The following is a 14,953-nucleotide window of genomic DNA, read 5'->3' as shown; positions in this document are numbered from 1 at the left end:
CGTGGGATCGTCCGGCCCGCGCCTGGGGACGTGCGGAGGGCAAGGCAGTTGCGCCACCCGATGGTGTCCTGGTCCCGCTCGCGGGTCCGCGTACCCTGTGACGCCATAGGGTCCCTTGAGGACTCCGAGCTGCCAGGACCTCCTCGACCCGGCCGAACTCCCGGTCGCCGAGGACCACGTCACCGCCAACCTGCTCGGCACGATCCGGATGACGTACGCCTTCCTGCCGCTGCTGGTGGGCAAGGACGACGCGGTCGTCATGAACGTCACCTCGGCGCTTGCGTTCGTCCCGTATCGGAGCACCCCGACCTACAGCGCGACCAAGGCCGCGCTGCACTCCTTCTCCGAGAGCCTGCGCATCCAGGTCGGTGGTGGCGACGCAGGCATCCAGGTGATCGAGGTCGTCCCGCCGGGCGTGCGCACGACTCTGCTGGGCCAGCAGGACAGCGACCAATCCATGCCGTTGGACGACTTCCTCACCGAGACCCTCGACCTGCTGCGCGAGCAGCCCGACGCGACAGAGCGTTTCGTCGAGCGCGCCAGGTTCATCCGCGACGCGCAGGCCAACGGCTCCTACGACGACGTCCTCGCAATGATCAGCGGCAGCTGACCGACCTGTTGTTTCCGACGGGAAACAACAACACGCGAGTCCGTCGCCTTGCGGGTGTTTCACGGCTGGCCGATTCCTTGATCAGGTGATGCCCGACGATGGAATCGAGCGCGAACAGCGCCGAGCGCATCGGGCGGCTACCTGTGCCGAGCCAGTGCGGCCCAGGCGCCGGGCGATCGCGGTGGACGGCAAATGCCTGCGCGGCGTGAAGCGACCGGATGGCAGCCGGGTCTTCGTGCTGTCCGCGGTCCGCGGTCCGCGACGGCGACGGCGACGGCGTCACGCTCGCCTCGAGCGAGGTCGGCGCGAAGACCAAACGAGAGCCCCGAGTTCGCACCCTGCTCGATCAGATCGACGACACGGATCTCGTGGAGAGCGCCGTCACCGCCGATGCCCTCCACGTCCAACGCGACCACACCACCTATTCGCACGTCCATGCCCTGGCCCTGGAAGGACATTCCCGTGGTCCACCGCGACGATATGCGAGGGCACGGCCGCAACGGGGAACGGATCGTCCAGGTCGTCACCGTCGCGGGCCTGCTCTTTCCGTACGCCGTCCAGGTCCTGCGGATCAAGCGCCGTCGCCGTCTCTACGGCGCGAAGAAGTGGTCCAGCGAGACCGTCTACGCCATCACCGACTTGGCCGCCGAAGAGGCGAACGCAGCCGCGATCGCGTCCTGAGCTCGCGGGCACTGGACGGTGGAAAGCACCGTCCGCCGGGTCCGAGATGCTGTCTCGAATAGGACAAATCCCAGCTCAGAACCTGCAACGTGCCCGCCGTACTCGCTGCCGTCCGTGAGCTGATCCGCAGCGCACTCAAGCTCGCCGGATACATCAACACCGCCACCGGACGCCGAGCCCATACCGACCGCCCGCGTCCTCACTCTCTACGGCATCACATGATCAAATCGGACGGGGCCGGGCAAACGCCGGGGCTCTGGCACCACACGTGCCCGCCGCCTCGCGCGAATTCCGGTGTGCGATGGCCGCTCCTTGTGGGGCGAACGACCGGCACACTCAGTGACCGGGCCGGGCTACTGTGCCCGTGGCTGGGGCTGACACCGACCATGACGGGCGGGCGCCACCTCACTTTCGCATTCCCGTTCATGCCCTGGACGGCAGACATCGGCAAGGCCATTTGATCAGTCAGGGGCGACGGAACCACCGACCACAGCGGAAGTCTCTTGAGTACGGCACTCGCGCCAAACACGGGAAGGGCGGACCTCGGATGAGGCAAAAGATCCCCATTGCTGTCGCCGCCGTGGTGGCCGGCTGCTTTATAGCCGGCTGCGACGTCACATCGCCTGACCGGTCGCATTCCGCCGATCCGGGGCAGGGGAAGGCAGCAACTGTTGCCGATGCGGAACTCCGGGATCTCACCGTCGAGGACGAGATCGAGGTGGAGCGCGCCGAGCAGAGACTTGTCAAGGCGTGCATGGCAGAACAGGGTTTCCCCTACTGGGAGTTCCCGGTGCCCGGCGTCGATGAGCGCAGAGCGGGCCGCTATGTGACGGACGACGTCAGGTGGGCCAAGAAGTACGGGTACGGCCGCCTCTTCGGTGAGAAGGCGAAGGAAGTTCGTTTGACGCACCCGACCGTCACCTACCAGAACAAACTGGCCAAGGAGGAACGGGCCGCCTACTCGAAGGCGCTGGACGGCGACTGGCGTGACGCGATGACAGTCGAACTTCCCGGTGGCACGGGCACCATTGAGACCCCTCGCGGAGGGTGCTCCAACGAAGCACGAAAGCAACTCTACGGTGACCCCGAGACCTGGTTCACCGTCCGTAGGACCATCACCGGCCTGATGCCGCTCTACGTGCCCGACGTCATGAAGGACAAGCGCTTCACGGAGTCCCTCGAGAAGTGGTCGCGCTGCATGGAGAAAGCCGGCCGGCCCTTTGACAACCCGGACAAGCTCCGCGCGAAGCGGGATGCTCTTACCGAGGGGATGCCGTCCACAGAGGCTAACAAATTCGACACGGAACTGGCCGTCATCGATGCGACCTGCGCCAAGGAGACATCCCTGGGTGAGATCGCACGCTCACTCGAAATCACCTATCTGGAAAAGGTGCTGGAGCGGTACGGCAAGGAAAATGCTGAATATCGAAAGATGCGCCTGAACGCCTTGATGCAGGCCAGGAAGACCCTTTCCTGAACAGAACTTCCACAGACTCGAATCTGCGGATTAAAAAAGAAAAATCAAAGGAGACTTGCCATGCGCAAACTGCCCTCACTCGCAGCCATCGCGACTCTGGCCGGCGTCGCGGTTGTCGCTCCCGCCCCCGGCGCTTCGGCTGCCCCCTCGTGCTCCGACAACTACCGCAGTGCTGAGGCCGGCTATATGTACGCCTACAATGGTGCCTACTGCGAAGGGCTTCTCGGCCGCGCCGTCGGGGACGACAGGGACTGGGGCGACAGCGCCAGCAGCTTCCAGGGAAGCGACGACAATAGGGCCGGCTCCATCCTGAACAAGGGTGAGTATTCAGTGGTGAAGTTCATGCAGTTCCCTCGCTCCTTCGACGGCTTCAACCCGCACGTCTGTCTTACTCGCTCCGAGGGCTACGCTTCGAACCTCAGCGACGACTACTGGATGGAAGACAGTTCCCACCACGGGAGCGTCAACAACGACATCAGCGCTCACCAGTGGGTCGGCCTGGACTCCTGTTCGGCCTTCGCGAAGTAACCCACACCCCAGGGCTTCGGCATAGTCGGTTGATGCCCGGTTGCTGACGTCTCGTCGTGTCGGGTGGAGTCCGATGCAGAACAGGCACGGACGTCCGTGATCATGGAGCTCTCTGCGCTCTGTAACCTTGGACTCCCCGTGCCTGCCGACGCGACGCAGCCGTATAAGGCGTCCACGCAGAGAGTAGTGGGGAATGAGTGTGGTGGAGAGCTGGTCCCGCGTGATGAGTCTTCTTCGGGAGCACGCCCCGGCCGATCATGCGGATCTGCCCGGGCCGGCCACGGAAAAGATGCTCGCGGCCGCCGAGGAACGGATGGGCATCGCGCTTCCGCGGGACCTGCGGGCGTGGCTGCTGCAGAACAATCTGGATCTTCCTGAGGAAGATGTGGACGACGATGTGCAATCTTGCGGTTTCGCCGGGTTTCCGGACGAGGGAAGCTTCTTTCTGGGCATCCGGGCGATGGAGAGGCTCTACGCGAACCGCTACATGCCCGGTGGGGTCAACCCTCCGGATCAGCCGGACAATCCGTTCTGGCGCAATGAGTGGATCCCGTTTCTGTCGGACCGGGACGGCTGGATGGGGAAGTTCATGGACGTGCGGGACGGGCGTGTCGGCAGGTGGTTCGTGGGTGACATCACGATCACGGGCGAGTACCCATCACTGGCTCACTATTTCGACTCCGTGGCAGAGATGCTGACGAAGGTCGCCGATGGAAGCCATCCAATCTGCTCGGTCGCTGAAGGACGACTTGTCTGGTCGTGAAGCCAAAGCACCCCCCGGTTGTTCCGGGGGAGGCAGAGCTTCAGCGTTGTCCGGCCTCACCGTTTTGATCATGTGAGGCCGAGGAGGGCGAGAGTCCGGGTTTGGTCCCGGGCTGCTCGTCGGGGTCCGGAGGCGATGTTCCGGGCGCCGGCCAGGCGAAGGGCTCCGATCGTAAGGTTCCTGTTGCAGGTGGCCATTGCTCTGGGTGCGTTCTCGGTCCGCACCTGGGAGGCGTCCTCGGCGAACGTGACGTCCCTGACGTGGTGCAGGGGTCAAGGCCCGCACACTGAACAGACAACGGAGCCCCCTCGGACCGTGACCTCGACACTCACAGTCCGCGCAGGGCTCCGTTCCCCATGTCAACCCACCCGACCAGACGCAACAGCCTTAACTTCCCGGTCTTGGCCTAAAGGTCGTGCCGGTCCGGGGAATTCGACGCACGCCGCTTCCGCCCGAACCTGGTCGTGGACACCCTGGGAGGGCCGGGTTTCCCGGAGGATGCCTGGCTGGGGTCACGACTGCGGGTGGGGGAGGCAGGCCCTGTTCCGGGTCGTGATGCCCACTCCGCGCTGCGTGATACTTACCCTCGGTCACGACCAACTGCCGCCGGACCTCGGCATCATGCGCGCGGTCGCCCGCGACCACCGCATACCGGTCTTCTACCTGGGCCGGCTCTCGTGCCTCGGCGTGTACCTGGATGTTCTGGAAGCAGGGACGGTCAGAGTGGGCGACCTGATCTCATTGCAGGAGACTCACTGACCAGCTGCCGGAGCCAGGTTCCTCGCCGCCAGGACGGGCTCCTCGTGTTCGACGGCAAGGGTGCTCACGAAAGTGAGACCGCACCACCTGGTGGGACACCAGCTGGGTGTGGGCTGCGCTGGCGCGCTCCCGAGGACGAGAGGCGAGCCCTCCCCGTGGGGCCTCCGCGCCGACATCCGCGTAAGGAGGTCGACAGGAGGTCGACAAGACATCCAGCGAGACGATCAAGAAGGCGTCAGGGAACGGTTTGCGGCGTTCGCGCCGCCGTAGCGTCGTGAACGGTCCGGCTGCTCCGTGCTCCGGGCTGTACGTCTGTCCGAAGGAAACAGTGAGCAACATGACGACAACCACGCCCGGCGCCCCCACAACCGCTGCGGTCGACAGGAACATCGATGCCCGCGAGAAGGACATCATGCGCTTCCGCACCGTGTCCGGGCCCGACCTGACCACCCGCAACGACGCGTACCTCGCCTGGCAGCAGGATCGTGAACAGGCGGAGCTGTGGCCCTACTTCCGCCGCTACGACACCTCCCTCACCCCGCGCGCTACCGCCGTCTCGGACCGCGGCGTGGTCACACGCGGCCCCAACTTCGGTGGCCAGGACTATCTCTCGCTCACCACGCACCCCGCGGTCCACGAGGCCGCCCACCAGGCGCTGCGCGACTACGGTCCGATCACCGCCGGGTCACCCGCCCTGGTTGGCGCGAACCCGCCGAGCAAGGCGCTGGAGGCAGGCCTCGCCGAGGCGCTGCGTACCGAGCACGTCATGCTCTTCCCCACCGGCTGGGCCGCAGGTTTCGGCACGATCCGCTCCCTGATGCACCGCCGTGACCACATCCTGCTGGACAAGCTCTCGCACGACTCGCTGCGCCAGGGCGCCGCAGCCAGCGGGGCCACCGTCGAGTTCTTCCGGCACCTCGACAACGGGGCCGTCCGCCGACACCTCAGTGGCATCCGGGCCACCGACACGAAGAACGCCGTCCTGGTGGTGACGGAGGGCGTGTTCTCAATGGACTCCGACACCCCGCACCTGGCGGAACTCGTCGTGCTCTGCCGCGAGTTCGACGCCAAACTGCTGGTGGACGTGGCGCACGACTTCGGGGCGATGGGCGAAGGCGGTGGCGGCCAGCCTGAGGTGTACGGGGTGCTGGGGCAGGTGGACTTCGTCGTCGGCGCGTTCTCCAAGTCCTTCGCCACCACGGGCGGCTTCATGGCCACCAACTCGGCATCGGCGCGCGAGTTCGTCCGGATGTTCGGCGGACCGCAGACCTTCTCCAGCGCGATCACCCCGGTGCAGACCGCGGTCGCCCTGGCCGCCCTCGACATCATCCGGTCGCCGGAGGGCGTTCGGCGACGGGAAGCCGTCACCCGCAACGCCGCCCGGCTGCGCGACGGCCTGACGGCCCGGGGGCTGGAGGTCATGGGTGACGTGATCTGTCCCGTCGTCCCCGTCCTCATCGGTCACACCGCCGCCGGACGGATCGCCTCCGGGCTCATCGCGAGGGCCGGGCTGATAGCCCACCTCGTCGAACAGCCCGCGGTCGCCTCCGACGCGGCCCGCTTCCGTATGCAGGTCATGGCGGAGCACGCCGACGCCGACATCGACGCCGCGGTCGACATCCTCGACACCTGCATCCGGCAGGCGCGTGAGGTTCTGGACACGACGCGCTGACGGGGCTGTTCCGGCGCTCGGCGACCTCCACCGAACAGGTGGGCCAGCCGCCGAGCGCCGAGGGCCGGACCCGGCGGTCAGCCCACGTGCACCCGCGGTCGCCGGGCCCGGTCCGGTTCGGCCTCGCGCAGGACCTCTCGGGTGACCGGGGCGACCTCGCCCTGGCCGAAGAGGAAGAAGCGCAGGAAGTTGGCGAAGGGGCTGCCCTCGGTCCACTCGAAGTAGATGTGCGGGATGCAGCCGGTGGTGTCGCGGACGTGCAGGACGAGGGCGGCCAGGGCGTTGGGAATGGAGGACGACTGCAGGGTGAGGACGCGGTAGCGGCCGTGCAGGACCTCGCCCCGTACGGTCAGGTCCGCCTCGAACTCGGAGGGGTCCAGGACGGTGACCTCGACGAAAACGAAGTCCTCCTGGGCGGGGACGTCGTTGTCGTGGCGGATCTGCTCGATCTTCTCGCGGTACTCGGCGATGTCGCGGTTGTCGGGCTCGTTGGCGATGAACCGGATCCGGCGGCTGGCGATGTCCCGTACGAACCGCTGGGCCATGTCGTCCAAGGTCACGCTGGTGACGCGGAGTTCGAAGGCACGGGCGAGGCGCGAGAGGAGGGAGACGAGGATGATGCCGGCGATGAAGCAGGCGCCGATCTTCACGCCGTCCGGACGCTCGATGACATTCGCGACGGTGACGTAGAGGAACACCACCGAGATCACGGTGAAGCCGATCGTCCAGTTGCGCTGGCCGGCCTTGCGGGCGGCGATGGTCACGGCGATCGCGGCGGAGCTGATGAGGACCAGGACGCCGGTGGCGTAGGCGCCGCCCTGGGCGTCGACGTCGGCGTCGAAGATCCAGGTGACCAGGAAGCCGATCAGGGTGAAGACGATGACCATGGGGCGGACGGCGCGGGCCCAGTGCGGGGCCATGCCGTACCGGGGCAGGTAGCGGGGCATCAGGTTGAGCAGCCCGGCCATCGCGGAGGCGCCAGCGAACCACAGGATGGCGATGGTGGACACGTCGTAGACTGTGCCGAAGGTGTTGCCCAGGTACTCGTGCGCCAGATACGCGAGCGCGCGTCCGTTGGCCTCGCCGCCCGACTCGAACTCCTTCTCCGGGATCAGCAGCGTGGTGATGAAGCTGGTCGCGATCAGGAACACGCTCATGATGAGCGCGGCCGTGGTCAGCAGCTTCTTCGTGCCGCGGATACGGCCCTTCGGGTTCTCCTCGGTGTCCTCGGGATCGCCCTCGACGTGCGGCATGACGGCCACACCGGTCTCGAAGCCGGACAGTCCGAGCGCCAGCTTCGGGAAGACCAGCAGCGCCACACCCACCATGGCGAAGACGTTTCCGTGCTCGGCGGTCAGGGCGGTGGACCAGTCGCTGATCACATGCCCCTCGGTGGCCACGTGCCAGAGCCCGGTCATCACGACCACGACGTTGAGCGCCAGATAGAGGCCCACCAGCGCCACGGCGGCACCGATCGCCTCCAGGAAGCCCTTGAGGAACACCGCGCCGAGCAGGGCGACAAGGATCATGGTGATCAGCACCTGCCTGTCATGCAGCGCATCGGCCAGATGCGGGTTCTCCACCAGGTGGGTGGAGGCGTCGGCGGCCGACAGAGTGATGGTGATCAGGAAGTCGGTGGCAGCGAAACCGAGCAAGGTAAGGACGAACAGCTTGCCCTTCCAGAAGGTCAGCAGCCGCTCCAGCATGGCGATCGAGCCCTCGCCGTGCGGGCTCTCCTCGGCGACCCGCCGGTACACCGGCAGAGCGCCCGCCAGGGTGACGACGACCAGCACGATGGTGGCCACGGGCGACAGCAGCCCGGCGGCGAGAGCCGCGATGCCCGGCTGGTATCCGAGCGTGGAGAAGTAGTCGACGCCGGTCAGGCACATCACCCGCCACCAGCGCTGGCCCTTGTGCACGGGCTCCGGCTTGGCGGGCCGCGGCGCCGCCTGCCGGCCCTTGCCCATGTCTGACAGGCCCTCCAGCATCCAGGCGCGCAGACGACTGGGAGGAGGGTGTTCGGTGGTGGCCATCGGCGTACTCCTGATGTCCGGCTCGGCGTGCGGTTCCGGCCATCACACGGACGGCGGCATCAGCGTATGCAGAGAGTGACGCGCAGGCCCACGGATGAGTCCGCTGAGGGCGTCAAGCTTCCGTTAAGAGGGGCGGTGTGACCATGGGTGGCACGCCAAGGTGACGACGTCCCGGCTTCGGGGAGCGGCCTGGGCCATTCGGGGGACATTGCGGGCCGCAGGTCGGCCGCGGACACCCAGCGTCATCGCGTACGCCCGTTTCACGGGCCCGGGGGCCTTGCGCATGCCTTTCTGTTCGATCACCGACACCTCTGCGCGTCGCTGAGGGGACAGGGAAGGGCGGGCGGGGACGGCGCGGCCGTATGGCCGGCCCTGTATCTCCGCCCGTCCTTCCGGTCGGGTCAGCGCCGGCCGGGCCTGTGGCCGTGGTTCGACTTCTTCTTGCGGCGGGCCCTCTTCTTCCGGGCGCGCTTCGACATGTGCATCAATTCCTTTTCGTACGGGGAGAGTTCAAGCAGCGCGGCCGACGAGCAGGTCGGCCAGTTTGCTGAGACGCCTCACCGTGCGGTCCTCCGCTGCGGCCGGTGCCGGGGCGACCCGCTCGCCGCGGTCGTAGTACGCGCCGTTGACGATCTCGACCGCCGGGTCGCACAGGCGGACCACGGATGCCGCTCCCTCGGCCGGCGTGACGCCCTCGTGGGAGTAGAGCCGGAGCAGCGCCGTGTCGCAGACGCCCGGGTGCACCGAGACCGCTGTGACACGCGGGTCGGCCGCGAACACCGTGAGCGCGAGCTGGGACTGGGCGTACGCGGCGAGCCTGGAGTAGCGGCGGGCGCGGTTCGGGTCGCTCCACTGGATGGACCCGGTGCGGTGCAGCGACGAGGAGACGTTGACGACTCGGCCGCCGGGGGAGTTGGTGAGTGCCGGTTCCAGCAGGCACGTCAGCAGGTAGTGGGCGAGGAAGTTGACCTGGAAGGCGATCTCGTTCCCGTCGGCCGTGACGGTGTGCCGCTCGGGCGCCGCCATGCCCGCGTTGTTGACGAGGACGTCGAGGTGCGGGTGGTCGAGGACGATGTGGTCGGCCAGGGTCTCGACCTCGTCGAGGTGGGTGAAGTCGGCTGCGTACGTGTGCAGTTGGGTGGCGTCGATACCCGCTGTGGCGACGAGCAGGTCGGCGGCGGCACGCGCCTCCTCGGCGATGCGGCCGTGCAGCAGCACGCTGGCGCCGCGCTCGGCGAGCTGCCGGGCCGTCTCCAGGCCGATGCCGCAGGTGGCGCCGGTGACGAGGACGATACGGCCGGAGAGAGGGGAAAGGGTGGCGTCAGACATGGTCCATCCAGGAGTGCGCGTACGGAGTCACGTACGGGTTCGGGTCCCCGTACGACTGGCGTACGGGCATGAGAAAGGGCGCCGGACAGGTGTCGCGGCGCCCCAGGGGCTACGGAAGTCGCGTCAGCGGACGGCGGACGCGGGCGTTTCCGGGCAGCGGGGCACATGACGGGACGCCCGATGGGGCGGCCGGTCAATGAGGAGCCACTCGCTGTTCATGCTGTCGATGGAACCCGTGCGAGCCGTCCCGGACAAGCCCAGCTGGCCATCCCTTACGCGCCCCTGACGTGCGTGGACGGTTCCTTGACGGGGTCTTGCTCCTTACCCCGGTCCGGGCACCCGCGATATCAGCAGGTCGATGAGCTTGATGCCCAGGAAGGGGAGTAGCGGCCCGCCGAGCCCGTACAGCATGAGGTTGCGGCGGAGCAGGTCGCCCGTGGCCGAGGGCAACGCTCGTGAGCCATGCGTCTCTAGGTGTCCGTCAGCCGTGTCTCCTCCAGGTCCAGGGAGCGTTGCAGCCGACGGCGGGTCGTGTCGCTGATGCGGTGGTCGTGGTACAGGCGCTGGAGTTCAGCCTCCTCGACCGTGATGAGGTCGCGGCGGAGCTGGCGGTAGGTGAGGTCGGCGGATTCCGTCGGCGCGCCGTCGCCGTCTACCTGGGTGAGGCGGTCGCGGGCGGCGTCGAGACGGGCCGTGAGCCCGCGGCGGAGGCGGTCGAGGACGACGTCCGGGACCGCCTCCAGCTCGGAGATCTCGTCCAGGCGGCCGGGACCCGCGTTCGCCAGGCTGCAGCGGGCCTCGGCCTCCTCGCGTTCCGTGTGGTCGGGTTCGAGGGCGATGCCGGAGCGGCGTACGACCGGGGCGAGGGTGAAGCCCTGGACGACGAGGGTCACCACGACGACCGAGGTGGTCAGTACCAGGACGAGAGGGCGTTCCGTGAGCGCGGAGCCGTCGTCCGTCGTGACGGGGATGGACAGCGCGGCCGCCAGCGGGACCACGCCCCGGGTGCCCGCCCAGGTGAGCACCATCGGCACCCGCCGGTTCATGCGCTGGATGCCGCCCTTGCGCTGGACCACCGCGGACAGGGGGGCCAGCCACAGCATGCGCATGGCGATCAGCGTGGCGGCGACGGCGAGCGCGTACAGGGGCCAGGCTCTGTCGTCGTCGGACAGGGCCCGCACCTGGGCGGGCAGTGCGAGTCCGACAGCTCGCGCCACGACAGTTCCTCGGCGCTCGCGTACAGCAGCGGGGGCAGGACGACCAGGCCGATGATCTCGAGGTCGATCCCGATCTCGGGCGTGCCGGGCAGCAGGGCGACGGTGAGGCCGGCGACCACGAGGAGGGAGGGGGCCGGGATTCGCCACCGGCGGGCGAAGGTCGCCACCAGGGTGGCGAGTACGACGAGAGCCAGGACCGTTCCTACGCTGCGCATGCCGTCCCCTTGGCCGAGATGAGGAGACTTTGTGGCTCCCCGCCGACCAGACTTCCCGGCACACCTCCTTCACCCTATCGGGCCATCGCCCGTCAAGGCGGTGTCAACGTCCTCGTGACCGGCGCCAAGGATGCGTCAAGGAACGCGCCGAGGACCTCGGACAAGCGCTTCGGTAGGGGCAGTAACCCCTTCCCCCCGGGGAGTTGATCGCCAGTGAGCGGAGCACGTCGGCTGCGATGAGTGACGTACGGACCAATACCAGTGAGGTACGGACCGGCAGAGGTGAGGTACCGGCGGGTGTGGGTGACGTACGCCCCGGACGCCTCAAGGTCTACCTCGGTGCCGCCCCGGGGGTGGGGAAGACCTATCGCGTGCTCGACGAGGCGCGGCGCAGAGCGGCACGCGGCGCGGATGTCGTGGTGGGGTTCGTCGAGTGCCACGGGCGGCCCGGCACGGAGGGGATGGTCGACGGGCTGGAAGTCGTCGAGCGGGCCTCCTGCGTCTACCGCGGCGGGGAGTTTGAGGAGATGGACCTCGCCGCGGTCCTCGCGCGCCGCCCGCAGGTCGCGATCGTCGACGAGTTCGCCCACAGCAACGTCCCCGGCGGCGGCCGCAACCCCAAGCGCTGGCAGGACATCGAGGAACTGCTCGCGGCGGGGATCGATGTCATCAGCGCCCTCAACATCCAGCATCTCGCATCCCTCAACGACGTCGTCGAGAAGATCACCAGGGTGCCGCAGCACGAGACGGTGCCTGACGAGGCCGTACGACGGGCCCATCAGGTGGAGCTGGTGGACATCCCGCCCGAAGGGCTGCGTCGCAGGATGGCGCATGGCAACATCTACGCCCCCGAGAAGGTCGACGCGGCCCTCGCCAACTACTTCCGCCCTGGGAACCTGACGGCGTTGCGACAGCTCGCCCTGCTCTGGGTCGCCGACCGCGTGGACGAGGCCCTTCAGTCGTACCGCTCCGAGCACGGCATCGGCGGGGTGTGGGAGACCCGGGAGCGAGTGGCCGTGGCCCTGACGGGCGGACCGGAGGGCGACACACTGATCCGCCGGGCCGCCCGGATCGCCGACAGGTCGGCCGGCGGTGATCTCCTCGCCGTCCACGTCACGCGCAGCGACGGCCTCGCCGCCGGCACCTCGCATGCTTCCCTGGCCCGGCAGCGGCGGCTGATCGAGGACCTCGGCGGCAGCTACCACTCCGTGGTCGGAGACGACGTCGCCAGCGCCCTGGTGGAGTTCGCGCGCGCGGAGAACGCCACCCAGCTCGTCCTCGGCACCAGCCGCCGTGGCCGTCTCGAACGCTTCGTCACCGGACGCGGCACCGGCGAGACGGTGGTCGAGCTCTCCGGCGACATCGACGTCCACAAGGTCACGCACGAGCGGGCGGGGCGCGGCACGCTGCTGCCCTCCCGGCGCCGGACCCTGTCGACCGTACGGCGCACAGCGGGCCCGGTCGCCGGACTGCTGCTGCCCGTGGCGCTCACCTTCCTGCTGGACCTGGACATCGCCAGGGACAATCTCAACCTCACCAGCGAGGCCCTGCTCTACCTGCTCACCGTGGTGGGGGTTGCCTGCATAGGCGGGGTCATGTCGGCGGTGATCGCGTCGCTGACGGCGTCGGTGCTGCTCAACTACTGGTTCATCCCGCCCGTCGGACAGTTCACGCTCGACGATCCGAACGCGTTCGTCGCCCTGTCCGTCTTCGCGGTGGTGGCCGCCGTGGTCGCCGCCGTCGTGGACCGCTCTCTACGCCTGTCCCGGCGCTCCGCCCGCGCCACCGCCGAGGCCGAGACGATGTCCTCGCTCGCGGGCACCATCGTGCGCGGCGGCGCGACGATACCCGCGCTGGTGGAACGCACCCGCGAGACCTTCGGCATGACCTCGGCGGAGCTGGCGGACGAGCCGCCCGGAGAGGACGGCGTGACGGCCGTACCCGCGGGCCCCGGCGCCTTCCTGGTCCTGCGGGGCCGCACCCTCCCGTCCTCCGAGCGGCGGGTCCTGGCCGCCTTCGCCGCGCACGTGGGGTCGGCGGTCGAGCGGGCCCGCCTCGCGGAGGCCGCCGCCGAGGTCGAGCCGGTCAAGGCCGCCGACCGGATGCGTACGGCACTGCTGCGGGCCGTCGGCCACGACCTGCGCACCCCGCTGGCCGCCGGCTGGGCCGCCGTCACCTCGCTGCGCAGTCGCGACGTGGAGTTCTCGCCCGAGGACCGGGACGAACTCCTCGCCACCGCCGACGAGTCCATGGCCCGGCTGAACCGTCTGATCGAGAACCTCCTCGACCTCAGCCGCCTCCAGGCCGGCGCCCTCCCTCTGGACCTGCGCGCCACCACTCTGGAAGAGGTACTCCCGGCCGCGCTCGCCGACACCCCCGAGGTCGAGGTGGCGGACCTGGAGGAGGTCCCGGTGATGCTGGCCGACCCGCCGCTGCTGGAGCGGGTGATCGCCAACCTGGTCGGCAACGCCGCCCGCCACAGTCCGGCGGGGCGCAAGGTGCTGCTGACCGCGAGCGCCCACGCCGGCCGGGTGGAGGTCCGGGTCGTCGACCGGGGCCCCGGCCTTCCACCGACCGACCGCGACCGACTCTTCGAGCCGTTCCAGCGCCTGGGCGACACCGACAACACGACGGGGCTCGGCCTGGGCCTGGCACTCTCGCGGGGCCTGGCGGAGGCCATGGACGGCACCCTCACCCCGGAGGACACTCCCGGCGGCGGCCTGACCATGGTGCTGTCCCTGCCCTTGGCCGAGCGGGCGGAGCATCACAGTGGTACGCAGACCGTAGGAGGCGGCGTATGAGCTCCGGAAGCGGCGTACGAGGGCATGGGCCCTCAGGCGCTGTGGTGAACGCAGGAGGAGACGGTGTGATGACCGGTTATCCGCTCCGGGACAGGCTCGCCCTCGCGGCGGGGCTCGTGGGACCGTTCCTGGTGGCACTCGCACTCGTGCCCTTCCGTACCGATCTGTCCCGCACCAACGCCGCGCTGATTCTCGTCGTGGCCGTCGTCGCGGTGGCCGCTCTTGGGAGCCGGGTGGCCGGCGTGCTCGCCGCGCTGTCGGCGACGGCCTGGTACGACTTCTTTCTCACCCGCCCGTACCAGACCTTCGACATCAACGCCTCCGGCGACATCGAGACGGCGGTGCTTCTGCTGATCGTCGGCCTGATCGTGTCCCAGCTCGCGGCCCGTGCCCGCCGCCTGGAAGTGATCACGGTGACGGATGCCGACCACCTCCGGCGCATCCACGAGACCGCCGCACTCGTCCAGTCGGCCAACTCCGCGGACACAGTGGTCGACCACGTCAGGGGCCAGCTGACCGAATTGCTCGGCCTGCGCGCCTGCCGCTTCGAGTACGGCACCCTCATGGGCCGGCCGCCCCGCCTGGAGCAGGACGGGAACATCACGGTCGGCCGCCGGCGCTGGGACGTCGACGCCGGCGGCTGGCCGGACGGCGAGATCGAACTGCGCACGTACGGCAACGGCCACTACCTCGGCCGTTTCATGCTCACTCCTGGCCAGGGTCCTGTCCCGCCGCTGCAGGCCCGCCTCGTCGTGGTCACCCTTGCCGACCAGACGGGCGCTGCCCTGGACACGGCAGGGCCGGTTCAGGACGGCTGACGCCTGGGCAGGCAGACCGACGGCAGGACATCAGGGAAACCGGCGGCTCC

14 protein-coding genes and 1 pseudogene are annotated in these 14,953 nt (G+C 68.6%); 9 read left to right on the top strand and 6 right to left on the bottom strand.

Annotation, left to right across the window (positions count from 1 at the left end; translation table 11 throughout):
- Nucleotides 1-115 precede the first annotated feature (115 nt).
- From ACZ5VD_RS41765 to ACZ5VD_RS41735, 7 genes and pseudogenes are all read left to right on the top strand, one after another.
- Nucleotides 116-610, top strand: a complete 495-nt coding sequence (locus ACZ5VD_RS41765) for an SDR family NAD(P)-dependent oxidoreductase (protein ID WP_468685699.1) — start codon at nucleotides 116-118, stop codon at nucleotides 608-610.
- A gap of 79 nt (nucleotides 611-689) precedes the next feature.
- Nucleotides 690-1,513, top strand: a pseudogene (locus ACZ5VD_RS41760) (ISAs1 family transposase); the annotation flags it as partial.
- A 325-nt stretch (nucleotides 1,514-1,838) separates the two neighbouring features.
- Nucleotides 1,839-2,768, top strand: a complete 930-nt coding sequence (locus ACZ5VD_RS41755) for a hypothetical protein (RefSeq protein ID WP_468685698.1) — start codon at nucleotides 1,839-1,841, stop codon at nucleotides 2,766-2,768.
- A 60-nt stretch (nucleotides 2,769-2,828) separates the two neighbouring features.
- Nucleotides 2,829-3,296 (top strand): hypothetical protein, encoded by a 468-nt coding sequence (locus ACZ5VD_RS41750; RefSeq protein ID WP_468685696.1) that lies wholly within the window; start codon nucleotides 2,829-2,831, stop codon nucleotides 3,294-3,296.
- Between the two features lie 193 nt (nucleotides 3,297-3,489).
- Nucleotides 3,490-4,059 (top strand): SMI1/KNR4 family protein, encoded by a 570-nt coding sequence (locus tag ACZ5VD_RS41745; RefSeq protein ID WP_468685694.1) that lies wholly within the window; start codon nucleotides 3,490-3,492, stop codon nucleotides 4,057-4,059.
- Between the two features lie 573 nt (nucleotides 4,060-4,632).
- A complete protein-coding gene (locus tag ACZ5VD_RS41740) occupies nucleotides 4,633-4,818 on the top strand; it encodes a hypothetical protein (protein ID WP_468554582.1) in 186 nt (61 codons plus the stop codon).
- A 337-nt stretch (nucleotides 4,819-5,155) separates the two neighbouring features.
- Entirely contained in the window at nucleotides 5,156-6,490 is a 1,335-nt protein-coding gene (locus ACZ5VD_RS41735) for an aminotransferase class I/II-fold pyridoxal phosphate-dependent enzyme (protein ID WP_468685693.1), read from the top strand.
- Between the two features lie 77 nt (nucleotides 6,491-6,567).
- On the opposite strand, the gene ACZ5VD_RS41730 is transcribed toward ACZ5VD_RS41735, so the two are convergent.
- The 6 genes from ACZ5VD_RS41730 to ACZ5VD_RS41705 form a co-directional block, all read right to left on the bottom strand.
- On the bottom strand, nucleotides 6,568-8,523 hold the full coding sequence (locus ACZ5VD_RS41730) for an APC family permease (protein WP_468685691.1): 1,956 nt from the start codon (nucleotides 8,521-8,523) through the stop codon (nucleotides 6,568-6,570).
- Between the two features lie 401 nt (nucleotides 8,524-8,924).
- Entirely contained in the window at nucleotides 8,925-9,002 is a 78-nt protein-coding gene (locus ACZ5VD_RS41725; protein WP_412775406.1) for a 50S ribosomal protein bL37, read from the bottom strand.
- Between the two features lie 31 nt (nucleotides 9,003-9,033).
- Nucleotides 9,034-9,852, bottom strand: coding sequence for an SDR family NAD(P)-dependent oxidoreductase (locus tag ACZ5VD_RS41720; RefSeq protein WP_468685689.1), 819 nt, complete (start codon nucleotides 9,850-9,852; stop codon nucleotides 9,034-9,036).
- Between the two features lie 321 nt (nucleotides 9,853-10,173).
- Nucleotides 10,174-10,302, bottom strand: a complete 129-nt coding sequence (locus ACZ5VD_RS41715; protein WP_468554586.1) for a hypothetical protein — start codon at nucleotides 10,300-10,302, stop codon at nucleotides 10,174-10,176.
- Between the two features lie 20 nt (nucleotides 10,303-10,322).
- The gene (locus ACZ5VD_RS41710; RefSeq protein WP_468685687.1) at nucleotides 10,323-11,069 is read right to left on the bottom strand and encodes a cation:proton antiporter domain-containing protein; all 747 of its coding nucleotides are present in this window, start codon (nucleotides 11,067-11,069) and stop codon (nucleotides 10,323-10,325) included.
- Entirely contained in the window at nucleotides 10,967-11,284 is a 318-nt protein-coding gene (locus ACZ5VD_RS41705; protein ID WP_468685684.1) for a cation:proton antiporter domain-containing protein, read from the bottom strand. The genes ACZ5VD_RS41710 and ACZ5VD_RS41705 overlap by 103 nt, the downstream gene beginning before the upstream one ends.
- A gap of 299 nt (nucleotides 11,285-11,583) precedes the next feature.
- Here ACZ5VD_RS41705 and ACZ5VD_RS41700 point away from each other — a divergent pair, with 299 nt between their 5' ends.
- Both ACZ5VD_RS41700 and ACZ5VD_RS41695 read left to right on the top strand, forming a co-directional pair.
- Nucleotides 11,584-14,085: an ATP-binding protein gene (locus ACZ5VD_RS41700; RefSeq protein ID WP_468685682.1), complete on the top strand. Its 2,502-nt coding sequence runs from the start codon at nucleotides 11,584-11,586 to the stop codon at nucleotides 14,083-14,085.
- A gap of 68 nt (nucleotides 14,086-14,153) precedes the next feature.
- Nucleotides 14,154-14,903: a DUF4118 domain-containing protein gene (locus ACZ5VD_RS41695; protein ID WP_468554590.1), complete on the top strand. Its 750-nt coding sequence runs from the start codon at nucleotides 14,154-14,156 to the stop codon at nucleotides 14,901-14,903.
- The last annotated feature ends 50 nt before the right edge of the window (nucleotides 14,904-14,953 follow it).

The organism is Streptomyces sp. NPDC032822 (assembly GCF_055578825.1).
The sequence above is the reverse complement of the archived record's forward strand: the minus strand, read 5'-3'. Positions and strand labels throughout refer to the sequence as shown.

Bases quoted from the DNA above. Each gene is read 5' to 3' on its own strand.
- ACZ5VD_RS41695 (WP_468554590.1), top strand. From the start codon at position 14,154: ATGACCGGTTATCCGCTCCGGGACAGGCTCGCCCTCGCGGCGGGGCTC.
- ACZ5VD_RS41735 (WP_468685693.1), top strand. From the start codon at position 5,156: ATGACGACAACCACGCCCGGCGCCCCCACAACCGCTGCGGTCGACAGG.
- ACZ5VD_RS41725 (WP_412775406.1), bottom strand. From the start codon at position 9,002: ATGTCGAAGCGCGCCCGGAAGAAGAGGGCCCGCCGCAAGAAGAAGTCG.
- ACZ5VD_RS41720 (WP_468685689.1), bottom strand. From the start codon at position 9,852: ATGTCTGACGCCACCCTTTCCCCTCTCTCCGGCCGTATCGTCCTCGTC.
- ACZ5VD_RS41745 (WP_468685694.1), top strand. From the start codon at position 3,490: ATGAGTGTGGTGGAGAGCTGGTCCCGCGTGATGAGTCTTCTTCGGGAG.
- ACZ5VD_RS41755 (WP_468685698.1), top strand. From the start codon at position 1,839: ATGAGGCAAAAGATCCCCATTGCTGTCGCCGCCGTGGTGGCCGGCTGC.
- ACZ5VD_RS41705 (WP_468685684.1), bottom strand. From the start codon at position 11,284: ATGCGCAGCGTAGGAACGGTCCTGGCTCTCGTCGTACTCGCCACCCTG.
- ACZ5VD_RS41730 (WP_468685691.1), bottom strand. From the start codon at position 8,523: ATGGCCACCACCGAACACCCTCCTCCCAGTCGTCTGCGCGCCTGGATG.
- ACZ5VD_RS41750 (WP_468685696.1), top strand. From the start codon at position 2,829: ATGCGCAAACTGCCCTCACTCGCAGCCATCGCGACTCTGGCCGGCGTC.